Consider the following 19,951-nt stretch of genomic DNA (forward strand, 5'->3'; position numbering starts at 1 on the left):
GTTCGGATCGGCGGTGCGGGGACCACTCCACCGCGGAGGGTGTTGCGGGGGCGTAGGGCTTTTCCGAGACGCCCGCGATACACCGCGGCTCGTAGCATCGACCGCATGCGTGTTCTGGTGGTCGAGGACGAGCCCCTGATGGCGGAGGCGATCCGCGACGGGCTCCGCCTCGAGGCGATCGCCGCCGACCTCGCCGGCGACGGTGACACCGCGCTGGAGCTGCTGGGACTCACCGCCTACGACCTCGTCGTCCTCGACCGGGACATCCCGGGCCCGTCGGGCGACGAGGTCGCCGCCGCGATCGTCGCGTCCGGGAGCGGCGTCCCGATCCTGATGCTCACCGCCGCCGACCGGCTGGACGACAAGGCGTCGGGCTTCGAGCTGGGCGCCGACGACTACCTGACGAAGCCGTTCGAGCTGCGCGAGCTCATCCTGCGCCTCCGGGCCCTGGACCGCCGACGCGCGCGCAGCCGCCCGCCGGTGCGCGAGATCGCGGGGCTGCGCCTGGACCCGTTCCGGCGCGAGGTGCACCGCGACGGGCGCTACGTCGCGCTCACCCGCAAGCAGTTCGCGGTGCTGGAGGTCTTGATGGGCGCCGAGGGCGGCACGATCAGCGCCGAGGAGCTGCTCGAGCGGGCCTGGGACGAGAACGCGGATCCGTTCACGAACGCGGTCCGCATCACGATCTCCGCCCTCCGCAAGCGCCTCGGCGAGCCGTGGCTGATCGGCACGCTGCCCGGAGTCGGCTACCGCATCCTCACGGACGATGCCGGCGACGAGAGCGGCGACGGCATCCGTGGCTAGGCCGCCCGGCATCACCGCCCGCGTCCGGCTGACCCTCAGCTACGCCGGCTTCCTGCTGCTCGCCGGCGGGCTCCTGCTCACCGTCGTCTGGCTGTTCCTGCTGCGCTACATCCCCGCGGAGGCGGTGGTCGCCGGCGACGGCACCGGCGGCTTCCGCCCCGGGCGCGACGACCTGCTCCGCGCCTTCACGCCCGCCGCCGCCGCCGCCCTGGCGCTCCTGCTGCTCTTCGGAATGGTCGGCGGCTGGTTCCTGGCCGGCCGGATGCTCGCCCCGCTGCGGCGGATCACCCGAGCCACCCGACTCGCCGCGGCCGGTGACCTCTCGCACCGGATCGCGCTCGAGGGCCGGCGGGACGAGTTCCGCGAAATCGCCGACGGCTTCGACGCCATGCTCGAGCGGATCGAGGCGCACGACGCGGAGCAGCGGCGGTTCGCGGCGAACGCCTCGCACGAGCTGCGCACCCCGCTCGCGATCACGCGGACGCTCCTCGAGGTGGCGCGCGACGATCCGGACCGCGACGTCGACGCGCTGGTCGCCCGCCTCGGGAGCGTGAACACGAGGGCGATCGAGCTCGTCGAGGCGCTGCTGCTGCTCGGCCGCGCGGATCAGCGCTCCTTCGCCCGCGAGAGCGTGGACCTGTCGCTCCTGGCGGAGGAGGCGGTCGAGACGCTGCTGCCCCTCGCCGAGCGGGGCGGCGTCGCCCTGGAGACCGCCGGTGGCGTGTCCCGCACGTCGGGCTCGCCGGCGCTGCTGCAGCAGTTGAGCGTCAACCTGCTGCACAACGCGATCGTGCACAATCTGCCGTCGGGCGGCTGGGTGCGGCTCGACACGAGCGTCGACGCGGGCTCCGCCGTCCTCGTGCTCGAGAACTCCGGGGCGCACCTCGATCCGCTGTCCCTTCCCGCGCTGACGGAGCCGTTCCAGCGCGGAGCCGCGCGGGTCCGCTCCGAGCACGCGGGGACGGGCCTCGGCCTCGCCATCGCGGCGAGCATCGTCCGCGCTCACGGCGGCGAGCTGGACCTCACCGCACGACACGAGGGCGGGCTCCGCGTCGCGGTGCGGCTGCCCGAGGCCTGAGTCCGGCGCTGCTGAGCCCGGGCTACTGCTCGCCGCCCTGCTCCCCCGCGGCGAGCGCCGCCTGCAGCGTACGGATGAACGCGCCGAGCGCGCCGGAGGCCAGGAGTCCCGGCCCGAGCGGACCGGACGGGTCTTCGCCGAGCAGCGGCAGGCGCGCCAGGGCCGTCCGCACCGGGGCGCTCATCCCCGCCAGCTGCCGGTCGATCTCGGCCGCGCCGCCGCGGCCCGGGTCGGCCAGCTCGGCCGCCTTCGCCGCGAACGCCCCGGCGCCGAGCGCGTGCGCGCCGAGGTGCGCGACTCCGGAGGCCTGCCCCGCCGACCAGGCCGCCGCCTTCGCCGCGGGCGACGTCGCCGACTGCGACGCCCGGCCCGCCTCGAAGCGGCGCCGGATCTCCCCGGCCGCGCTCAGCTCGCCGCGGGCGAAGGCGCGTGCCCGGGCGATCCCGTCCCGGGCCCGGTCGTCGTCGGGAGCCTCTGCCTCGAAGAGCGGCAGGACCCGCTCGGCGCAGTCGGCGGCCCAGGCGGCGACGAGCCGGCGGTCCTCCTCGGTCAGGGTCTGCGGAGAGGGCATGCCAGCACTCTGGCAGACGCCCGGCGGACGCTCCGGGCGCGGATCCTCCCCGGCCTCTTGTCGTGCCGCGCACTTCTGGGCAGTGTTGCCCGCATGAGCCTCTACCTCTCCTGCCCCGTCGCGAGCGTCGAGCGCGCCACCGCCTTCTACACCGCCCTCGGCTGGAGCCGGAACGAGGCGATGTCGAACGAGAACGTCGCCTGCTTCGCGATCGCGCCGGATCAGTACCTGATGCTCAGCAGCCGCGAGATGTACGCGAGCGTCGGCGGCTCCGAGGAGCTGATCGGCGGCCCGGACACCCCGTCCAAGATCACCGTCTCCTTCGACCTCGGCAGTCGTGAGGCCGTCGACGAGCTCACCGAGCGCGCCGGCGCCGCGGGCGGCCGCATCGGCGACACCGACGAGTACCCCTTCATGTACCAGCGCCAGTTCGACGACCCCGACGGCTACCACTACTCCCCCTTCTGGATGAACCCCGACGCCTGACGCCCGCACCGGCGGCAGTCGAGGCGTCCTCGCACCGTCGAGACGTCCACCTGCGCCGGGACGCCTCGACCGTTCGGGGGCGCCTCGACCGTTCGGGGACGCCTCGGCGCCGCCGCCGGGCATAGTGGAGGCATGAGTGCTGCAGCCGACGTCCTCCTCAGCGGGCCCCGGGGGCGCCGCCTCTGCTGGGAGTACGCGACGGCGGCGGACCCCGAGCTGCGCACAGCGGCGTTCCTGCTCGCGCACGCCGCGGGCGGTCGCGGGGAGTCGGTCCTGCTGTACGCCTCCGAGGACGGCGCGGACGCTCGCGATCTGCCGGTCCCCACTCCCGACGGCCTCGCCGCGATGTTCGCGGCACTCCCGCCGACCCCGGCGGAGGACGACGCCGTCCGCGCCGCGTTCCGCAGGAGCGTCGACACGGCGTACTCCTGGCAGGAGCCCGACGCCGAGGACGTCCTCGCCGCACTGCCGGAGCTCCGCGCCGCGCTGCTTCCCGTCGCCGAGCGCGTGCTCGCTTCCCCGGACGCGGCGACGTGGACGAGCCCCGCCACCCGGACTCAGTGGGCCGTCGACTGGCGCCCCGACACCGCCCGGCCGCTCCCGACCGGCGCCGCCGCGCTCCTGGACGAGTGGTCCGCCGCCCGCCGCGCCGACGAGGAGCAGTCCGCGCGGGAGCGCCCGGCCGACCCGCGCGCGAGCTTCTCCGGCTCGTGGTGGTCGCTCCCCCTGCGGCTGCTGCGCACGCAGTCCCGGATCGAGGACCTGCTCGAGCTGGTCGAGGACTCCGCCGGTCTCGACGCCGCGACCGTGATCCCGGTGAGCGGCGCGGGCCGCACGCTCGAGATCGGCGGCGCCGAGGACTGGGCCGAGCTCTGCCGCGCCTTCCCGGCCGAGGTCACCGCCTCCCGCCGGCACGACTGGTACCAGGTGACCGGCTGGGAGGGCCGCTGGCTGATCCCGGACTGGCAGCGCGTCGCCGCCGAGTGGGACGCCGTGCACCTCACCGTGCTCGGCTACCTCTCGAGCGCGACCCGGCTGATCCCGGTCGACGACGGCTACGCCTCCGTGATCGCCGGCTGGGCTCCGGACAGCACACTGCGGCTGACGGACACCGCCCGGGAATCGGACGGGCCCCGCCAGCAGTGGCGCCGGAGCGGCCGGGACCGCTGGGAGCGGACCGGCTGACGGCGCGGGTTCAGCCGAGCTGCGTCAGCGCCTCCCGCAGGCGGTCGAGCGCGGCGGTGGCGAGGGCCGGCAGCTCGCCGTCCCGGCCCTCGGACCACTCGGCGAACGACTCCTTGAAGGCGAGCACCCCGAGCTCGGCGGCGGCATCGGCGACCGCCGGGGCGACCCCGCGCTCGCGAAGGGCGTCCGCCATCGCCGTCGCCATCCCGACCTTCTTCAGCAGAGCCCGCTGCTGCAGCTCGGCGCTGGTGGCGATCACCGCCTCGAGCCGCGGCCCGAGCTCACGGTTGAAGGGCGTCATCGCGCCGGACGCCGACACCAGACCGGCGGCGACCGCCTGCATCGGCGTCGCCCCGGCCGGAGCCTCGCGCACCCCCTGCGCGAGCAGCGCCGAGAGCGTCTCCTGACCGGCGGCGAGCACGTCGCGCTTGTCGGGGAAGTGCCGGAAGAACGTGCTCCGGGTCAGCCCGGCCCGGTCGGCGATCTGCGCCACGGTGGTCTCGTCGTAGCCCTGCTCAGTGAACAGGTGCAGAGCGGCGGAGACGAACCGCTCGCGGGCATCGGGTTCCCAGCGTGGCATGGGGAGATCCTACCGTGACGCGACACGCGTCCCATCACGGGGCTACAGTGATGGGACATCGATCCCATCACTCAGAAGGAGTCCTCCCATGCGCATCCTCCTCACCGGCGCCCCGGGCGCCATCGGCCTCGCCGTCACCGAGGATCTCGTCGCCCACGGCCACGAGGTGCTCGGTCTCGCCCGGTCGGAGTCGGCCGTCCGCCGGGTCCTCGACGCCGGCGGCGAGCCCCTCCGCGGCGAGCTCGCCGACCTGGAACTGCTGGCGGAGGCCGCCCGTGCCGCCGACGGCGCGATCCACCTCGCCTTCAGCAACGACTTCTCCGACCTCGAGCGCAGCATCGCGGAGGAGGGCGCGGCGATGGACGTGATCGGCGCCGCGCTCGTCGGCACCGGCAAGCCGTTCTCCCTCGTCTCGGGCACGACCTTCTCCGCGGGTGCCGTCGCGACCGAGCACGATCCGCTGACCACCACCGGCCCGGTCGGCGGCCGCGGCGCCAACGCCGCGCGGGTCCTGGGTCTGGCGGAGCAGGGCGTCCGGACGACCGCCGTCCGGCTCCCCCGGTCGGTGCACGAGCGCGACGTCGCCTACGGCTTCGCCGGCCTCCTCATCCAGGCCGCGCAGCGCTCCGGGGTCTCCGCCTACGTCGGCGACGGCGGCCAGCGCTGGCCGGCCGTGCACCGTCGTGACGCGGCGTCGCTGTTCCGCCTGATGATCGAGCGGGGCGAGGCGGGGACGGCCGTGAACGCCGTCGCCGACGAGGGCGACACGATGCTCGCGATCGCCACGGTCATCGGGCGGCGCCTCGGCCTGCCGGTCGAGCAGGTGCCGGCGGAGACGTTCGGACCCCTCGGCGAGATCTTCGCGATGGACCAGCCCGCGTCGAGCGCCTGGACCCGCAGCACCTACGGCTGGGCGCCGACCCACCCGAGCCTGCTCGCGGACCTCGAGGCGGGCGACTACCCGGACCGGAGCTGACCCCGGCCTCCGTGCGATTCGGCGGTCGAGCGCCGCGCGTCGCCGTCCGCCCGGGCGGCGCGCAGGCCCTACCGTGGGTGGTCGGTTCCGGGGAGGCGACGTGCGCAGTGCAGTGGTGAAGGACGGTGTCCGCAGGCGGACGCCGCTGCGGGACCCGGACACCTCGTCGCGGGCGGTGATGACCCGCCGCGCCTGGTGGCTGCTCGGGCTCGGCCTGCTGATCCCCGGGTCCGCGCAGGTGCTCGCCGGCTCGCGGCGTCTCGGCCGGATCGGTCTCGCCGCGACCCTGCTGCTGTGGGCGGTCGTCGTCCTGCTGCTGCTGGCACTCCTCGTCGTCCCGTCGCTCGTCTTCTCGGTCGCCGCGCTCGACGGGACGCTGGCCGTCCTGCAGGTCGTCCTGTTCGCCTGCGCCGCGCTCTGGCTCGTGCTCACCCTCGACACGCTCAGGCTGACCCGGCTCGTCAAGCTCCGGCCGCGCGCCCGCGTCGCGCTCGGGGTGGCGACGGTGCTCGCGCTGCTCGTCTCGGTCGGGTCTGCGGGTTACGGCGGGCACCTCGTCGGGATCTCCCGTGGACTTCTGTCGACGGTGTTCGGCGACGGGCCGGTGGCCGCGCCCGTCGACGGCCGCTACAACGTCCTGCTCCTGGGCGGCGACGCCGGCGAGGACCGCGCGGGACTCCGCCCGGACAGCATCTCCGTCGCCTCGATCGACACGGCGACCGGAGCGGCGACGGTCATCGGGCTGCCGCGGAACCTCCGGTGGACGCCCTTCCCCGAGGACTCGCCGATGCACGAGCTCTATCCGGACGGCTATCCGTGGAAGGGCTGTGCGGTCGATCCCTGCATGCTCAACTCCATCCACACGGAGGTCGAGCTGAAGAGCCCCGAGCTCTACCCGGACGCGGTGGCCGACGGCAGCTCCCCCGGCATCGAGGCGACGCGCGACGCCGTCGAGGGCGCGCTGGGGCTGCCGATCCAGTACTACGCCTTCGTCGACATGCAGGGCTTCGCGAGCCTGATCGACGCGCTCGGCGGCATCGACGTCGACTACACCGGCGACGGCGACCTCCCCTTCGGCGGCGTCCTCGACGAGACCACCGGCGAGCTGGTCGGCGTGAACGCCTGGCTCGCCCCCGGGGAGCACCACCTCGACGGCAGCAACGCGCTGGCCTACGCCCGCTCCCGCTACGGCTCGGCCGGCGGCGACTACGACCGGATGGTCCGCCAGCGCGAGGTGCAGGGCGCGATCCTCGCCCGCCTCTCCCCGGTGAACGTGCTGCTGCAGTTCCAGGGGATCGCGGACGCCGGCGCGCGCGTCGTCCGCACGGACATCCCGCAGGGCGCGCTGGGCGGTTTCCTGCAGCTCGCGCTCCGGACCCGCTCGCAGCCGATCGGCTCGGTCGAGCTGACACCCCCGGCGGTCGACCCCGAGGACCCGGACTACGACGCGATCCACGCGTCGGTCGCCGAGGCGCTCACAGGCGGCTGACCCGCCCGCGTCGGGGGGACTCGCCGCGGAGAGCGGCCGCGCCGCTGAGACGCGGAAAGTCGACGAGCGCGATGTCGCGGGGTCGCGGTAGCGTCGACAGTGGTCGTCAGCCCTCACCAGAGAACGGGAGAACGCCGTGAACGCCGTGAAAGCCGTGATCCATCGCCTCCGATCCGTCGCCGCAGCGCTGCGGAGCGCTGTCTCGAGGACTCCGGCCGAGCTGCCGGTCGACCCCTTCGGCGAGCCGCCGCGGGCGCCGCACGATCCGCACGCCTACCGGACGGAGGCGTGGAAGGCGCCGTCGCCGTCCACGATGAACTTCCACTGACCGTCGGAGCTCGATCGTGCGCGGGACGTGCGGCGCACTGGCGGTCGTTTCCGCGGTCGCTCTGCTGCTCTCCGGGTGCTCCTCGGAGCCGGAGCCGGTGCTCGTCGGAGCCACGGGCGACCTGCACGTGAGCCCCGACGGCGAGACGCGCTTCTGCGAATCGGTCATCGACACCGGCTTCGGCACGGACTGCCGCGACGGCGTCCCGACGGCCGGGATCGACCCGGCGGCTCTCGCGAGCACGCCCGGCGACACGGTCGTCCTCTCCCGCCAGGGCGAGCGGTCGACCTCCCCCGGCGGCCTGGTGCGCACCCTCGAGGACGGCACCCGGGTGTACTCGCTCTTCCTCGTCGGCACGAGGGACGCCGACGTCTTCACCGTCTCCTCGATCGGGACCGCGGACTTCACCCTCCCCGACGAGTACCGGGAGCCGGACGTCGACGTCCCCGGCGGCTTCCTCGTCCCGGTGGTCCCGACGGGCTGACCGTCCGGGCCGGGCGAGCGCGTCGGTGCCGAGCCGCGCGCCATCACGGCAGTGCGCCATGAGGGCACTGCGCCATGCCGGCACTGCGCCATGATCGAGTCATGGTCGCGTCGGTCGAGGTCGTCACCCGCTCGGAGCGGTCGGTCGAGGACCTGTTCGACCGCGCGCGGAGCATCGACCTGCACACGGAGTCGCAGGCCGCGGCCGGTGAGCGGGCCGTCGGCGGAGTCGTCAGCGGCCGCATCGGCCTCGGCGAGGAGGTGACCTGGCAGGCCCGGCACTTCGGCGTCCGCCTGCGGCTGACCAGCCGGATCACCGCCTTCGACGCGCCGCACTCCTTCACGGACGAGCAGACCCGCGGCCCGTTCCGCTCCTTCCGGCACGAGCACCGCTTCGAGCCGGACGGCAGCGGCTCGGTGATGACCGACCGACTCGCCTTCCGCGCCCCCTTCGGCATCCTCGGCCGGGTCGCCGAGCGGCTCGTCCTGGCGCGCCACCTGCGCCGGCTGCTCGAGGAGCGCGGCGCGTTCCTCGCGGCCTCGCCCGCTCCGGGAGACGACCGGCGCTACTGACGGCCGCCCGATACTCCTGCCGTTGAAGTATGGTGTCGCCCGTGCCCGAGGAGATGCGAGAGACGACCTTCTGGATCCTGACCGCGCTCGCTCTCGGGCGCCGCCACGGCTACGCGCTGCTGCAGGAGATCGAGGAGCAGTCGGAGGGCCGCGTGCGGCTGCGGGTGACCACGCTCTACGCGGCGCTCGAGCGGCTGGGGTCGGCGGGCCTCATCGCCCCCGACGGCGACGAGCGGGTCACCGGCCGCGTGCGCCGCTACTTCCGGCTGACGGACAGCGGCCGATCCGCACTCGGCGCCGAGGTCGCCCGGATGGAGGCGAGCGCCGTGCGGGCGCGGATCAACCTCGGGCTCTCGCCGTCCGCCGCGTTCTGACCCGACCACTCGACGAAGGAGAACGGCATGACGACGAACGAGGACGCGCGGCGCACCGACCGCTTCCGCCGCGCGCTGCGCTGGTACCCGGCCGCCTGGCGCGACGAGCACGGCGAGGTCCTGCTGGGGATCCTGCTCGACGAGGCCGACGACCGCGGACACCGCGGCCCGGGCATCGGGCAGCGGACCACCCTCGCGGTCGGCGGTCTGCGCCACCGCCTCCGATCCGCTCCCGGGCGCTCCCCGTCGACGATCGTCCCCCTCGCGCTCGCCACGGCGTTCTTCGCCTTCTACGCCGTCGTCAACTGGTCCCCCGGCGTCAGCTACCCCGGTGCGATCGGACCGTTCACCAACCCCTCCTTCCTCGCCGGGGCGCTCTTCGCGATCGCCCTCGGCCTCGCCCTCGCCGCCCGGACCGGCGCCGCTCGGGTCACCGCCCTGCTCGCCTCCGCCACAGAGTTGAGCATCGCGCTCGTCGCTGCGGCGGCCGGCTGGCTCGGTCCCGATCTGTCGACGGCGGGGCCGGTGGCGGCGCTCGGGGTCCTCGCGGTCATGCCCTGGCGCGGTCGGGTGGCGGCCGTGATGTCGGTCCTCCTGCTGGTCGGCTTGTCGGCGCTGCTGACCGCCGTCGACGCCCTCGGCGCGACGGTGCTCACGGACGTGCCGGCCGCCCGGGTCGTCCTGCCGCTCCCCGTCATCGCCGCCGTGCTGCTCGCACTCGCCCTGGCCGCCCGCCGGGCCACCCTCCTCGAGCGGAGTCTCCCCCGCGGCGTCGGGGCGTGACGCGCGAGGCGTCCCCGAGCGGTCGAGGCAGCCCGTTCCGGCGGGACGTCTCGACCGTTCCGGGACGCCTCATGGAGAAGTGACGGCTGACGGCGGGCCGACCCGCGGCAGGGGTGCCCCGGCAGGGAGTCCCAGCCGTGCGCCCGGCGCTCCTAGCCTGGGCGGACCCGAGGAGAGGACGACGACATGGACCCGGACCCGGACCTGGACCTGGACATGGACCTGGACGACCTGATCGCCGCGTTCGACGCGCGGCGGACGATCGAGGGCGGCTCCCCGCTGCACGCCGTTCTGCACGCGGCGAGCCAGGAGGCGCTGCGCATCACCGGGGAGCTGAACAGCGGCTACCACCCGCCGGAGCGCGTGCGCGAGCTGCTGGCGGAGCTGACCGGCCGGCCGATCGACGAGTCGGTGACCCTGTTCCCGCCGCTGCGCGCCGACTTCGGCCGCAACCTCCGGATCGGCGCCCGGGTCTTCATCAACTCCGGCTGCGCTTTCCAGGACCAGGGCGGCATCACGCTCGGCGACGACTGCCTCATCGGGCACGACGTCGTCTTCGCGACCCTGAACCACGACCTCGATCCGGCGCGACGCGGCGACCTGCACCCCGCCCCGATCGTCGTCGGCTCCAACGTCTGGATCGGCGCGAAAGCCGTCCTGCTCGCCGGCGTCACGGTCGGCGACGACGCGGTGATCGCCGCCGCCGCGGTCGTCACGAAGGACGTCCCGGCGGGAGCGGTCGTCGTCGGCGCCCCGGCCCGTGTGGTCCGGAACGTGCGTCAGGCCGGCGCGGACGCGACGGCCTGAGGGCCCGCCCGTGGCCGGTTCCGTGCGTCACTCCGACGGGACAGCGCAGGTCTCCTCGGCGGCGGTCTGCCCGGGGGCGTCGAGCGGTTCCGGAGCGGGCTCCGCGGCGGCGGGGTCGGTCGGCGCAGGAGCGGAGGTGCCCCCCTCGACCGGCGGCGCGGGCTGCTCCTCCGCGGGAGTCGACGCGAGCACGACCGGCTCGTCGTTCAGAACCTTCGCCATCAGCTCGCCGCCGAGCACCGTGTCCGGCACGACCTTGCCCGGCCGGTCCGGGTCGTCCAGCGCCGGGTACTGCACGAACACCATCTGCGCGAGGTCGACGTCCTTGAGGGCCAGCGCGAGCGAGATCATCGTCGACGGGTTCGTCAGCGTGGTGGAGAGGTGCACGTTCGAGGACACCGCCTGCGCGAGTCCGTAGAGCGCGGGCACGTTCGACAGCGTGTCGGCCGAGCGGACCGTGCGCATCAGCGAGGCCAGGTACTGCTGCTGCGAGGAGATCCGGCTGAGGTCGCTCTCGTCGCCGACGCCGTGCCGGGTGCGGAGGAACGCGAGCGCGGTCGCTCCCGAGACGGTGCTCGTGCCGGCGGGGAGGTCGAGCCCGGAGTCGGTGTCGCGGATCGGCCCGGTGAGGCAGATCGGCACTCCCCCGACGGCGTTGCTCATCTCGATCACGCCGTTGAAGGAGACCCACCCCGCGTACGGCACGGTCAGGCCGGTGAACTGCTGCACCGTGTCGTTGACGCAGGAGAGCCCGCCGGCCTCGAACGCGGAGTTCAACGGGACGTCGGCGGTCGCCTCCGTGACCTCGCCGGTCTCCGGATCGGTGCAGGCCGGGCGGTCCAGGACGAGGTCGCGCGGGAAGCTGATCACCGTGGCGCTGCGGTGATCGGCGGAGACGTGCAGCAGGATCGTGACGTCGTTGAGCGTGCCGTCGCGGACCCCGAAGGCGTCGCCCTGCACCGCGTCGTTGTCGGTGCCCACGATGAGGACGTTGAAGCCGCCCTCGATCGCGCCCAGCTGTGCAGCCCGCGGCTGCGCGGAGGGCGCGATCCCGAGGTCGACCGCGTTGCCCGCGACGTTGCTCGTGATGCTCGCGGTCGCGATCCCGACCAGGCAGGCCCCGCTCACGGCGAGGACCGCGACGGCGGCCGCAGCGCCGCGGAGCAGAGTCCGCGGTCCCGAGCGCGGCCTCAGCCGTCCGTGCCGTGCGCCACCCGCCGTCGCCATCCGTCCCCGCCACCCCCGCAGCTCGTGCCGCCGTCCGCGCGGCGCCCGGGCCAGTGTACGGAAGCGCTTCGACCGGGAGCGGACGGCGTCGCGCCGGGTAGCCTTCCCCGGTGACGACCCCCACCGCAGCGCTCGATCTCGGCTACGCACGCCTGGCGGTCGGCGCCTGGGGCCTCGTGCACGCGGCACTCGCCGCAGTGCTGGTGCCGTTCGTGCTCCTGGGCACCGCGTCCGCGATCGACCCGGGCATCGACGGCTGGTAGGACCTGCGCGTGCTGTCGCCCGCGGTGCAGTGGGCCGTGCTCGGCGCGTGGCTGCCCGTCCTGATCACGCCCGTCGTCGGGTTCGCGGCGGTCCGGCGGCTCGCGAGACCGCTGCGCTGGTGGTGGGTCTGCGCCACCGTCTGTGCCACCGTCGCCCGGTACGCTCGTCAGCGGATCCGAGAGGGAGGCGACCGGTGCTGGAGACGATCCTGGAGGCGCTCTCCCTCATCACGCTCCCGCTGGGGCTGCTGTTCCTGTTCGCGGCGTTCGTGGGGCTGCTGATCGACGGGCGGTGGTCGACGACGACCGCCTACCTCGAGGACGGTCCGCCGCGCGCGCTGCACTGGGTCACCCGTGCGGGCGAGGTGCGCTCGCGGCCGCTCACCGCCGACGACCCGCTGACGCCGGTCGGCTCTGACCAGCGCGAGGTCTACTACCGCGAGGAGGACCCGGAGCGGATCCGGCTGCACCGGCGCGCGGATCCGGTGCGGGCGCTGCGGCTGACGGGCCTGATCCTGCTCGGCACCGGCGCGGTCTGCGGGATCCTGTCGACGGTGCTCGCGATCCTCGGGAGCTGAGGCCGCGGCGGTGTGCTCGGCTCACCTGCGCCGCGCTCACGTGCGCCGGGCTCGGGCGCGCCGGGCTAAGGTGCGCCGGGCTCAGGCCTCCGGACGCCGCTCGTCGTCGATCGCGCGGCGGTGCGCCTCGTCCTCGCGATCGAGGGCGGCGGCGCTCGCCGGAGTGATGACTCCGGCCCGCCGCAGCGCGCTCGTCACCGCCGATCGGACGACGAAGTAGACCGCGACGAGGACGAGCGCGAACCAGAAGAGGTTGATCACGAGACCGGTGAGCAGGGCTCCGAAGCTGGGTTCCATGCCCTCCACGCTAACCACCGAGTCCGTCCGGAGCCGAGTGCGCCCACCCCTGAAGTCGCGGCGATCCGCCGATCGACCCGTCACGAACGGCTCTCTCAGCACGTCGGCGAGAGCCGTCCGCGACGGTTCGACCGCCCACGGGGTGCGCTGCGGAGCCTCAGCGCCAGTGCGCGAGCGTCGCCTCCATCAGCAGGCGGGCTCGGGAGAGCTGCCCGCGGACCACGGTCGCGCTGACGCCGAGCTCGGCGCCGATGTCGTCGTAGCTGCGCTGCTGCAGCTGACGGAGCTCCCAGCAGCGGCGCTGCAGCTCCGGCATCCGGCCGAGCACGGCGCGCGCCTCGGCGACGAGCGCCGCCCGCTCCGACACCGCGGTCGGGCAGTGGTCGAGCGACTCGGGCAGGTCCTGCTCCAGCTCGGCGTGGTTCTGGTGGTCGCTCGAGCGCAGCCGGTCGTAGCAGCGCCGGCGCGCCGTGGTCAGCAGCCAGCCGACGATCGTCTCGCCGTCGATCACGCTGTCCATGTGCGTCCAGGCGGCGAGGAACGTCTCCTGCACCACGTCGTCCGCCTCGCTCGAGGCGCGGAGGATGCGCAGCGCCGTCGCGCGCAGCAGAGAGGTGTGCCGGCGGACGATCTCGGCGAACGCGCGGTCGTCGCCCGAGGCCGAGCGGATGACGAGCATCCGATCGGAGTCGGGCGGGAGCAGCGGAAGCGCGGGCGCGAGGACGGCGCGCGAGCGGCGGGCGGCAGCGGTGCCGGCAGTGGGGGCAGTGGCGGACGCGGTGGCGGTGGCGAGCATGCGGGCTCCGGTCGTGAGGTTGATGTGTACGCATGATTCGGAGCAGACCTGGGAGCGGATGGCGGGAAGGGCCGCTCTGGCGCGACAGGACGGCCGGAACGTCGCCACATCAACGATTCTGAGCACCTGCGCAGCCGCTGCCGGTGGGGCGTCCGTTGTTGCCGGTCGAGCAGCCCGGAGGGGCGTATCTCCTTGGCAGAGGCGCTCGCACACATGCTGGTCGAGTAGCCCCGGAGGGGCGTATCGAGACCCACCGTCGCCAGCAGGGCAGCCTGCAGCCCCGCCTTCCGACTCCGGTGGATCTCGATGCGCCCGCTCTGCGGGCTACTCGATCAGCATGAGCGCGACCACCACCGCCGGACACCGACTCTGAGAACCGGCGCCGCGCAGCGCACGGTTCGCTGACAGGCCGCGCGGATCGACCTGCGGCGGGGTGAGAGTGACGGGATGACCACGACATCGACGACACCGACCCCCCCGTCCGGCACCGCACGCACCGCCCTCCTCGCCGGCGCCTCCCGTGGGCTGGGCCACGCCCTCGCAGCGGAGTTCCTCGGCCGCGGCTGGGACGTGATCGGCACCGTCCGCGATCCCGGCCGGCGCACCCCTCTGCACGAGCTCCAGGACGAGGTCGGCGCGGACCGCCTGGCGATCGAGCGGCTCGACATCACCGACGAGGAGGGGACGCGGGCGCTTCGGGAGCGCCTGACGGGTCGCGTGCTCGACCTGCTCTTCGTGAACGCCGGCACCACGACGAGCGAGGACACGCCCATCGGCCAGGTCTCGACGGAGGACTTCGTCGAGGTCTTCGTCACCAACGCGCTCAGTCCGATGCGCGTGATCGAGACGCTGCAGGACCTCGTCGCTGGCGACGGCCTGATCGGCGCGATGTCGTCGGGGCAGGGCAGCATCGCGAACAACACCGGCGGCGGGCGGGAGGTCTACCGCGGCAGCAAGGCGGCGCTCAACCAGTTCCTGAAGAGCTTCGCGGTGCGGCAGTCCGGCACGGGCCGGGCGATCGTCCTGATCGCGCCGGGTTGGATCCGGACCGCGCTCGGTGGCGACGACGCGCCGTTCACGATCGAGGAGAACGTGCCGAAGGTGGTCGACGTGCTGATCGGCCGCCTCGGCACGCCCGGGATCGCCTACCGCGACTTCCGCGGCGAGGTGGTGCCCTGGTGACGGCGGTGCGGCGCCGGTCCTGCGACTCAGGTCCTGCGGCGCCGAGCCTGCGATGGCGCTCCTCCGGAGCCGGTCCTCCGGTGACGGTGGTCCTCCGTACGCTCGGGGGGTGCCCTCTCCTCGACCCTTCCAGCAGCGACTCCTCCGGCAGCTCGTCGGCACGCTGAGCGGCCAGCGCCCCGCCGCGCCGGTGAGCCGGCGCTCGCAGCGCGCCGTCCTCGCCGAGCAGACCGTGCGCGGCGTGCTCGAGCTGGCGGTGCGGCTCGGCGAGACCCTGCTCTCGCTGGGGTCCGCGGCCGCGGAGGTCACCGAGACCATCGAGCGGGTCTGCCGCGCCTACGGCATCGAGGTGCAGGTCGACCTCACCTTCACCTCGATCCTGGTCGTGCACGACGGCAGCGAGGACTCGCCCAGCGTGAGCGTGCTGCGCGTCGTCGCCTCCCGCAGCGCCGACTACGAGCGGCTCGCCCGCGTGACGACGCTGGTCACCGCGATCACCGACGGCTCCCCCGAGGTCCGGGTCGCCGACACCGTCGACTCGTCGACCGCGCGCGACCAGGCCCGGCAGCAGTTCGAGGACGCGCATGAGCGGCTCGACGCGATCCTCGTCCAGCCGCACCGCTACCGGCGGAGCGTCGTGACGCTCACCCTCGCGGTGATGGCCGCGGGCGTCGCGATCCTGCTCGGCGGCGGGCCGCTCATCGTCCTCCTCGCCGCGCTCACGACCGCCGCGATCGACGGCGTCAACCAGCTGCTCGGCCGCTGGGGGCTGCCCGCCTTCTTCCAGCAGATCGCCGGAGCCGCGCTCGCGACCGGAGTCGCGGTGCTGCTGCTCGCGGTCGTGCCGCAGCTGCCGGTCGAGTTCGCCGTGCTGCCGCCGGCACTGGTGGTCGCCTCCGGAGTCGTCGTGCTGCTCGCCGGGCTCTCCTTCGTCGGAGCGGCGGACGACGCCATCAACGGCTTCCCGATCACGGCCGGCGGCCGGCTGCTCGAGGTCGGGCTGCTGACGCTCGGCATCGTCGTCGGGATCGCCGCCGTGCTCGACGGCGCGCGCACCCTCGGCGTCGAGCTGGTGCTGGTCGACTCCTATGCCCGCCCCTGGCCGGCGAGCGTGCAGGTCCTCGGTGCCGGCATCGCAGCCGGGGCCTGGGCGCTCTCGTCGCACACTCCCCCGCGGCCGGCGCTCGTCGCCGCGCTCACCGGTGCGGGAGCGTGGGTCGCCTCCGACGCGCTGAGCGGGCTGGGCGCCGCGCCGCTGCTCGCCAGCGCCGTGCCCGCGATCGTGATCGGCCTGCTCGGCGAGACCCTGGCCGAGCGCTGGCGCGTGCCCGCCGTGGTGACCACCGCCTGCGGCATCGTGCCGCTGCTCCCCGGCCTGACCCTCTACCGCGGCGTGCTCGACCTCACCTCCGGCCGTGGCCCCGAGGGCGGGATCGAGCTGCTGCTCCAGGCGGGCATGATCGCGATCGGGCTCGCGGGCGGCGTCACCCTCGGCCGCATCGCGTACCGGCGGCTGCGCACTCCGGTCGTCCGCGCGGTGGCGCCGGTGCGGGCGCGCCGCTCCCCGCATCCGGAGTCGGCGCCGACCGCCGAGGAGCCGCTCGCGCGGACGGGCACGATGCCGATCATCAGCACGATCGGGGTGACCGAGCCGACGGAGGACGACCTCGCCGGAGGGGCTGCGGCGGCGAAGGACTGACGCCCGATGGCAGTGCGCGGCGTCACTCGCTGTCGATGCGGCCGATCTCGCGCCCGTCCTCGCGGAACGCCGCCCGCGCCGCCGACCAGCTGCTCTCGTCGACGCCGAGCGCCGTGCGGAGGTAGGCCGTGGTCAGCTGCTGGATCGTGGAGAGTCGCGCGGGATCCGCGTCCGTCGTCTCGGCGACCTCCTCGCCGACGATGCCGCCGAGCGAGTGCTCGCCGCCGTGCAGGGTGAGCAGGTCGGTCGCGCCCGGGCTCTGCGTGTAGGCGTCGGTGAACCAGTCCGGCCCGCGCCGGGAGAGCCGCGACTGATCGCGGTCGCCCGCGACGACGAGGGTCGGCGTGCTCAGCTGCGCGAAGGAGGGGCGGAGGAAGGGGAAGGCCGCCTGCGCGAACGGCTCGAGGTCGTCGCCGGCGACGCCCGTCGCGGCGAGGAGGACGCCGGCGCGCACCCGGCGGTCGGAGCGGTCCGGGCTGAGCGAGCCGTCCTCTCCGACGATGCGGGCGCCGAGCAGCGTCTGCGCCGTCTGCGCGCCCCAGGAGTGCCCGGCGACGGCGACGCGGCTCGAGTCGACCCGGCCGGCGAGACCGGGCACGGCCGCCTCGAGGACGTCGAGCCGGTCGAGCACGCGGGTGAGATCGGCGATCCGCTCCTCCCAGATCGTCGGGAAGACGGGATGGTCGAAGCCGAAGCCGTGACGCCTCGAGTCGAGGTGTGTCGGCTGGATCACGACGAAGCCGCGCGAGGCCCAGTACGCGGTGAGCGGCGCGTAGCCGTCGTGGTTCCAGCCGTTGCCGTGCGAGAAGAGCACGACGGGGAGGTCCGTGCCGGTCGCCGGGGCGGAGATCCGCACGGTGAGCGGGACGGGGCGGCCCGGAGCGTCGAGCTCGACGGGGGCGACCGAGACGACGGGGAGTGCTCCGGAGAGTACTTCTGGGAGTGCTTCGGGCAGAGAGGTGGGGACGGTGCTGGTCATGCTGGTGCCTTCCGGTTCGCGCTCTGCGATACTGCTTATCGGAGCGACGTTCCGCAACGATACGGAGCGCTGTTCCGTTAAGCAAGCGGAGCGTTCGGAGGAGGAGCAGCAGTGACGGATCATGGCGGCGCCGACCCGGCGGTCCCCCGCGTCGGCCGACCCCGGCGCGACTCGCAGGCCCTGCTCGACGCGGCCGCGGCGGTCTTCGTCGAGTCCGGCGTCGACGCCCCCGTCCGCGAGATCGCGAGGCGCGCCGGCGTGGGCACGGGCACGATCTACCGGCACTTCCCCACCCGGGCCGACCTCGTGGTCGCCGTCTACCGGCACCAGGTCGAGGCCTGCGCCGAGGCCGGGCCGCGACTCCTCGCCGAGAGCGACTCGCCCGAGGCGGCGCTCCGCGCGTGGCTGGCGCTGTTCGTCGACTTCCTGGTCACCAAGCACGGGCTGCCGGATGCGCTGCAGGGCGACGGCGCCGGCTCCGACGCCCTGCACGCCTTCTTCGTCGACCGGCTGGTGCCGGTCTGCGCGACGCTGCTCGAGGCGGCGATCGCGCCGGACGCCCCGCCGGTCGAGGCGTACGGCCTGCTGCGCGGCATCGGCAATCTCTGCATCGGCGGCGCGGGCGACCCGCGCTACGACACGGACGCCCTCGTGCAGCTGCTCGTCACCGGTGTCCTGGCGCGCGGCGGGTCCTGAGGCGCGGTCCGAGGCGCGGCCGCCTCAGTCGCCGAAGCGGGTCCCCTTGTGCGGGGCGCCGGTGCGGTCGTAGGTGGTCCAGACTCCGACCTGGCGCCCGCGATCGAACGACCCGCTGCGCAGGCGGGTGCCGTCCAGGCGGAACCACTCCCAGTAGCCGTGCAGCTCGCCGTCGAGCGTGGCGCCGCGAGCGCGGAGGCTGCCGTCGCGGTGCAGGACGTCCTGCGGTTCCGGGTCGGTCATCGGTCTCCTCCTCGTTCGTGCTGTCGCATGCCGCGTCGTCGCACGCCGGATCGTCGCACGCCGAGCCGGCCGGCTGCGCTTGGATGGACGGATGACCGCGCTCATCGTCGCCGCCCACCCCGATCGGGACTCGCTCACCCTCGCTCTGGCCCGACGGCTCGCGGAGGAGCTGCCGCCGGCCGAGCTCGCGGATCTCGCCGCGGAGGGCTTCGACCCGCGCTTCAGTGCGGCCGACCGGCACAGCTACCGCGTCGCGGGCGAGTACCCGGCCGACGTCGCGAGCGAGCAGCGCCGGCTCGACGCCGCCGAGCACCTCGTGCTGGTCTTCCCCGTCTACTGGTGGTCGATGCCGGCGCTGCTGAAGGGCTGGATCGACCGCGTCTTCGTCAACGGGTGGGCCTTCGAGATCGACCCGGCCGACGGGATGCGCCGGAAGCTCGGCGGGCTCACCGTCCACCTCGTGCCGATCGCCGGCGACAGCGCCGGGGTGTACGAGCGGCACGGCTACGAGCAGTCCCTGCGCACCCAGATCGAGCACGGCGTCGTCGACTACTGCGGCGCCGTGCGCGGCACGACGGCCTTCGTCCACGACTCTGAGCAGGAGGACGCCGCTGCCCGCGCGGCGAGCATCGACCGCGCGGTCGCGGCCGTCGTCGCCGCGGTCCGCGGGCGTGCCCCCGCGTCGGCCGAGTAGCCGCCTCGGCCGCCCTCCTTCTCGCCCTCGCCGCCCTTCGTGCCGGTCGAGCAGCCGCCTCCGGCGGCATTCATTCTGGTCGAGTAGCCCTGGAGGGGCGTATCGAGACCCGCCCAGCTCAGCACGGTGGATCTCGATATGCCCGCTCCGCGGGCTGCTCGATCGCCATGGGGTCGCCGTCCGCAGCCGCGATGCGGGCGGCGGGCTTCATGCTGGTCGAGTAGCCGTCTTCGGCGGCCCTTGCATGCTGGTCGAGTAGCCGCCACCGGCGGCGTATCGAGACCCACGATCACTGAGAGATCCGGGAGCGAGCCTCCTCCACACTCGGGTTCCGACGACGTTGTCCCCGATCAGCCCGTGGTTCCGACCCGGCCGTCGGTGGCCCCTGCTTCGATATCCGTATGTCAGAAGATGAGAACGCGGCAGCACTGGCGGAGGTGCGCGACTGCTTCGACGACTCCGCGGCCGCCGAGCGCGCCGCCTCGCCGACGCGCCTCAGAGCCGCGGAACGGATGCACCGCGGCCACCGCATCGCGCTCACCGTCCCAAAGGCGTTCGCCCGCGGCGCGACGCGCAGCGAGACGCGAGATCTCGTCGAGCGCTCCATCCGCGCCGAGCTCGCGGTGACGCTCGGCTGTCCGAGCGGGAGGTCTGCCGACGCCTCGAGACCGCGCAGATGCTGATGGAGCACCTTCCCCTCACTCGCGCCCTACTGCGGGACGCGCGGATCCTCTGGGAGGTCGGCGAGGCGATCTGCAGAACCGCGAGCACCCTCCCGGA

26 protein-coding genes are annotated in these 19,951 nt (G+C 74.2%); 19 read left to right on the forward strand and 7 right to left on the reverse strand.

The genetic code is table 11. From position 1 onward, the window contains the following. Positions 1–105 precede the first annotated feature (105 nt). Positions 106–804: a response regulator transcription factor gene (locus MT355_RS15605; protein WP_243600248.1), complete on the forward strand. Its 699-nt coding sequence runs from the start codon at positions 106–108 to the stop codon at positions 802–804. After that, positions 797–1,882: a HAMP domain-containing sensor histidine kinase gene (locus MT355_RS15610; RefSeq protein WP_243600249.1), complete on the forward strand. Its 1,086-nt coding sequence runs from the start codon at positions 797–799 to the stop codon at positions 1,880–1,882. The genes MT355_RS15605 and MT355_RS15610 overlap by 8 nt, the downstream gene beginning before the upstream one ends. A 22-nt stretch (positions 1,883–1,904) precedes the next feature. Here the strand turns inward: MT355_RS15610 and MT355_RS15615 are convergent, their stop codons facing one another. Then, positions 1,905–2,453 (reverse strand): putative immunity protein, encoded by a 549-nt coding sequence (locus MT355_RS15615; RefSeq protein ID WP_243600250.1) that lies wholly within the window; start codon positions 2,451–2,453, stop codon positions 1,905–1,907. Positions 2,454–2,546: 93 nt separating this feature from the next. Here MT355_RS15615 and MT355_RS15620 point away from each other — a divergent pair, with 93 nt between their 5' ends. Both MT355_RS15620 and MT355_RS15625 read left to right on the forward strand, forming a co-directional pair. Continuing rightward, positions 2,547–2,939, forward strand: a complete 393-nt coding sequence (locus MT355_RS15620) for a VOC family protein (protein ID WP_243600251.1) — start codon at positions 2,547–2,549, stop codon at positions 2,937–2,939. A gap of 132 nt (positions 2,940–3,071) precedes the next feature. Beyond that, positions 3,072–4,124 carry a hypothetical protein gene (locus MT355_RS15625; protein WP_243600252.1) on the forward strand — a complete coding sequence of 351 codons (1,053 nt, stop codon included), beginning with the start codon at positions 3,072–3,074 and terminating at the stop codon, positions 4,122–4,124. Positions 4,125–4,134: 10 nt separating this feature from the next. Here MT355_RS15625 and MT355_RS15630 read toward each other — a convergent pair whose 3' ends face one another. After that, entirely contained in the window at positions 4,135–4,704 is a 570-nt protein-coding gene (locus MT355_RS15630; protein WP_132437129.1) for a TetR/AcrR family transcriptional regulator, read from the reverse strand. A gap of 88 nt (positions 4,705–4,792) precedes the next feature. Between MT355_RS15630 and MT355_RS15635 the strand changes: the two genes are divergently transcribed. The 8 genes from MT355_RS15635 (at position 4,793) to MT355_RS15670 (ending at position 10,517) form a co-directional block, all read left to right on the forward strand. Next, on the forward strand, positions 4,793–5,680 hold the full coding sequence (locus MT355_RS15635) for an NAD-dependent epimerase/dehydratase family protein (RefSeq protein ID WP_243600253.1): 888 nt from the start codon (positions 4,793–4,795) through the stop codon (positions 5,678–5,680). A gap of 100 nt (positions 5,681–5,780) precedes the next feature. After that, positions 5,781–7,169, forward strand: coding sequence for an LCP family protein (locus MT355_RS15640; protein WP_243600254.1), 1,389 nt, complete (start codon positions 5,781–5,783; stop codon positions 7,167–7,169). A 136-nt stretch (positions 7,170–7,305) separates the two neighbouring features. Further along, complete coding sequence (locus MT355_RS15645; protein ID WP_243600255.1) at positions 7,306–7,497, forward strand: hypothetical protein; 192 nt, start codon at positions 7,306–7,308, stop codon at positions 7,495–7,497. A 16-nt stretch (positions 7,498–7,513) separates the two neighbouring features. Beyond that, a complete protein-coding gene (locus tag MT355_RS15650; RefSeq protein WP_243600256.1) occupies positions 7,514–7,981 on the forward strand; it encodes a hypothetical protein in 468 nt (155 codons plus the stop codon). A gap of 101 nt (positions 7,982–8,082) precedes the next feature. Then, entirely contained in the window at positions 8,083–8,553 is a 471-nt protein-coding gene (locus tag MT355_RS15655) for an SRPBCC family protein (RefSeq protein ID WP_243600257.1), read from the forward strand. A gap of 41 nt (positions 8,554–8,594) precedes the next feature. Continuing rightward, entirely contained in the window at positions 8,595–8,927 is a 333-nt protein-coding gene (locus MT355_RS15660) for a PadR family transcriptional regulator (protein WP_243600258.1), read from the forward strand. Positions 8,928–8,954: 27 nt separating this feature from the next. Next, positions 8,955–9,710 carry a hypothetical protein gene (locus tag MT355_RS15665; RefSeq protein WP_243600259.1) on the forward strand — a complete coding sequence of 252 codons (756 nt, stop codon included), beginning with the start codon at positions 8,955–8,957 and terminating at the stop codon, positions 9,708–9,710. Positions 9,711–9,926: 216 nt separating this feature from the next. Then, the gene (locus tag MT355_RS15670; RefSeq protein ID WP_243600290.1) at positions 9,927–10,517 is read left to right on the forward strand and encodes a DapH/DapD/GlmU-related protein; all 591 of its coding nucleotides are present in this window, start codon (positions 9,927–9,929) and stop codon (positions 10,515–10,517) included. A gap of 27 nt (positions 10,518–10,544) precedes the next feature. Here MT355_RS15670 and MT355_RS15675 read toward each other — a convergent pair whose 3' ends face one another. Then, entirely contained in the window at positions 10,545–11,645 is a 1,101-nt protein-coding gene (locus MT355_RS15675) for an LCP family protein (RefSeq protein WP_243600260.1), read from the reverse strand. A 209-nt stretch (positions 11,646–11,854) separates the two neighbouring features. Between MT355_RS15675 and MT355_RS15680 the strand changes: the two genes are divergently transcribed. Next, complete coding sequence (locus MT355_RS15680) at positions 11,855–12,007, forward strand: hypothetical protein (protein ID WP_243600261.1); 153 nt, start codon at positions 11,855–11,857, stop codon at positions 12,005–12,007. Positions 12,008–12,201: 194 nt separating this feature from the next. Further along, positions 12,202–12,585: a hypothetical protein gene (locus MT355_RS15685; RefSeq protein WP_243600262.1), complete on the forward strand. Its 384-nt coding sequence runs from the start codon at positions 12,202–12,204 to the stop codon at positions 12,583–12,585. Between the two features lie 81 nt (positions 12,586–12,666). On the opposite strand, the gene MT355_RS15690 is transcribed toward MT355_RS15685, so the two are convergent. Together MT355_RS15690 and MT355_RS15695 are read right to left on the reverse strand one after the other, a co-directional pair. Then, positions 12,667–12,882, reverse strand: a complete 216-nt coding sequence (locus tag MT355_RS15690; RefSeq protein ID WP_243600263.1) for a hypothetical protein — start codon at positions 12,880–12,882, stop codon at positions 12,667–12,669. Positions 12,883–13,039: 157 nt separating this feature from the next. Beyond that, positions 13,040–13,678, reverse strand: a complete 639-nt coding sequence (locus tag MT355_RS15695; RefSeq protein WP_243600264.1) for an RNA polymerase sigma factor — start codon at positions 13,676–13,678, stop codon at positions 13,040–13,042. A gap of 447 nt (positions 13,679–14,125) precedes the next feature. On the opposite strand from MT355_RS15695, the gene MT355_RS15700 reads away from it, so the two are divergent. Next, positions 14,126–14,860, forward strand: a complete 735-nt coding sequence (locus tag MT355_RS15700) for an SDR family NAD(P)-dependent oxidoreductase (RefSeq protein ID WP_243600265.1) — start codon at positions 14,126–14,128, stop codon at positions 14,858–14,860. A gap of 109 nt (positions 14,861–14,969) precedes the next feature. Continuing rightward, a complete protein-coding gene (locus tag MT355_RS15705; protein WP_132437122.1) occupies positions 14,970–16,559 on the forward strand; it encodes a threonine/serine exporter ThrE family protein in 1,590 nt (529 codons plus the stop codon). A 22-nt stretch (positions 16,560–16,581) separates the two neighbouring features. Here MT355_RS15705 and MT355_RS15710 read toward each other — a convergent pair whose 3' ends face one another. Next, positions 16,582–17,538 (reverse strand): alpha/beta fold hydrolase, encoded by a 957-nt coding sequence (locus MT355_RS15710; protein ID WP_243600266.1) that lies wholly within the window; start codon positions 17,536–17,538, stop codon positions 16,582–16,584. 111 nt (positions 17,539–17,649) lie between these two features. Here MT355_RS15710 and MT355_RS15715 point away from each other — a divergent pair, with 111 nt between their 5' ends. Continuing rightward, on the forward strand, positions 17,650–18,234 hold the full coding sequence (locus MT355_RS15715; RefSeq protein WP_243600267.1) for a TetR/AcrR family transcriptional regulator: 585 nt from the start codon (positions 17,650–17,652) through the stop codon (positions 18,232–18,234). Positions 18,235–18,258: 24 nt separating this feature from the next. Here MT355_RS15715 and MT355_RS15720 read toward each other — a convergent pair whose 3' ends face one another. Further along, positions 18,259–18,477, reverse strand: coding sequence for a toxin-antitoxin system YwqK family antitoxin (locus MT355_RS15720; RefSeq protein ID WP_243600268.1), 219 nt, complete (start codon positions 18,475–18,477; stop codon positions 18,259–18,261). Between the two features lie 91 nt (positions 18,478–18,568). On the opposite strand from MT355_RS15720, the gene MT355_RS15725 reads away from it, so the two are divergent. After that, the gene (locus MT355_RS15725) at positions 18,569–19,171 is read left to right on the forward strand and encodes an NAD(P)H-dependent oxidoreductase (RefSeq protein ID WP_243600269.1); all 603 of its coding nucleotides are present in this window, start codon (positions 18,569–18,571) and stop codon (positions 19,169–19,171) included. A 401-nt stretch (positions 19,172–19,572) separates the two neighbouring features. Beyond that, a complete protein-coding gene (locus MT355_RS15730; RefSeq protein WP_243600270.1) occupies positions 19,573–19,854 on the forward strand; it encodes a hypothetical protein in 282 nt (93 codons plus the stop codon). Positions 19,855–19,951: the final 97 nt, after the last annotated feature.

The sequence above is a fragment of the Rathayibacter sp. VKM Ac-2929 genome, from assembly GCF_022815495.1.
Lineage (GTDB): Bacteria > Actinomycetota > Actinomycetes > Actinomycetales > Microbacteriaceae > Rathayibacter > Rathayibacter festucae.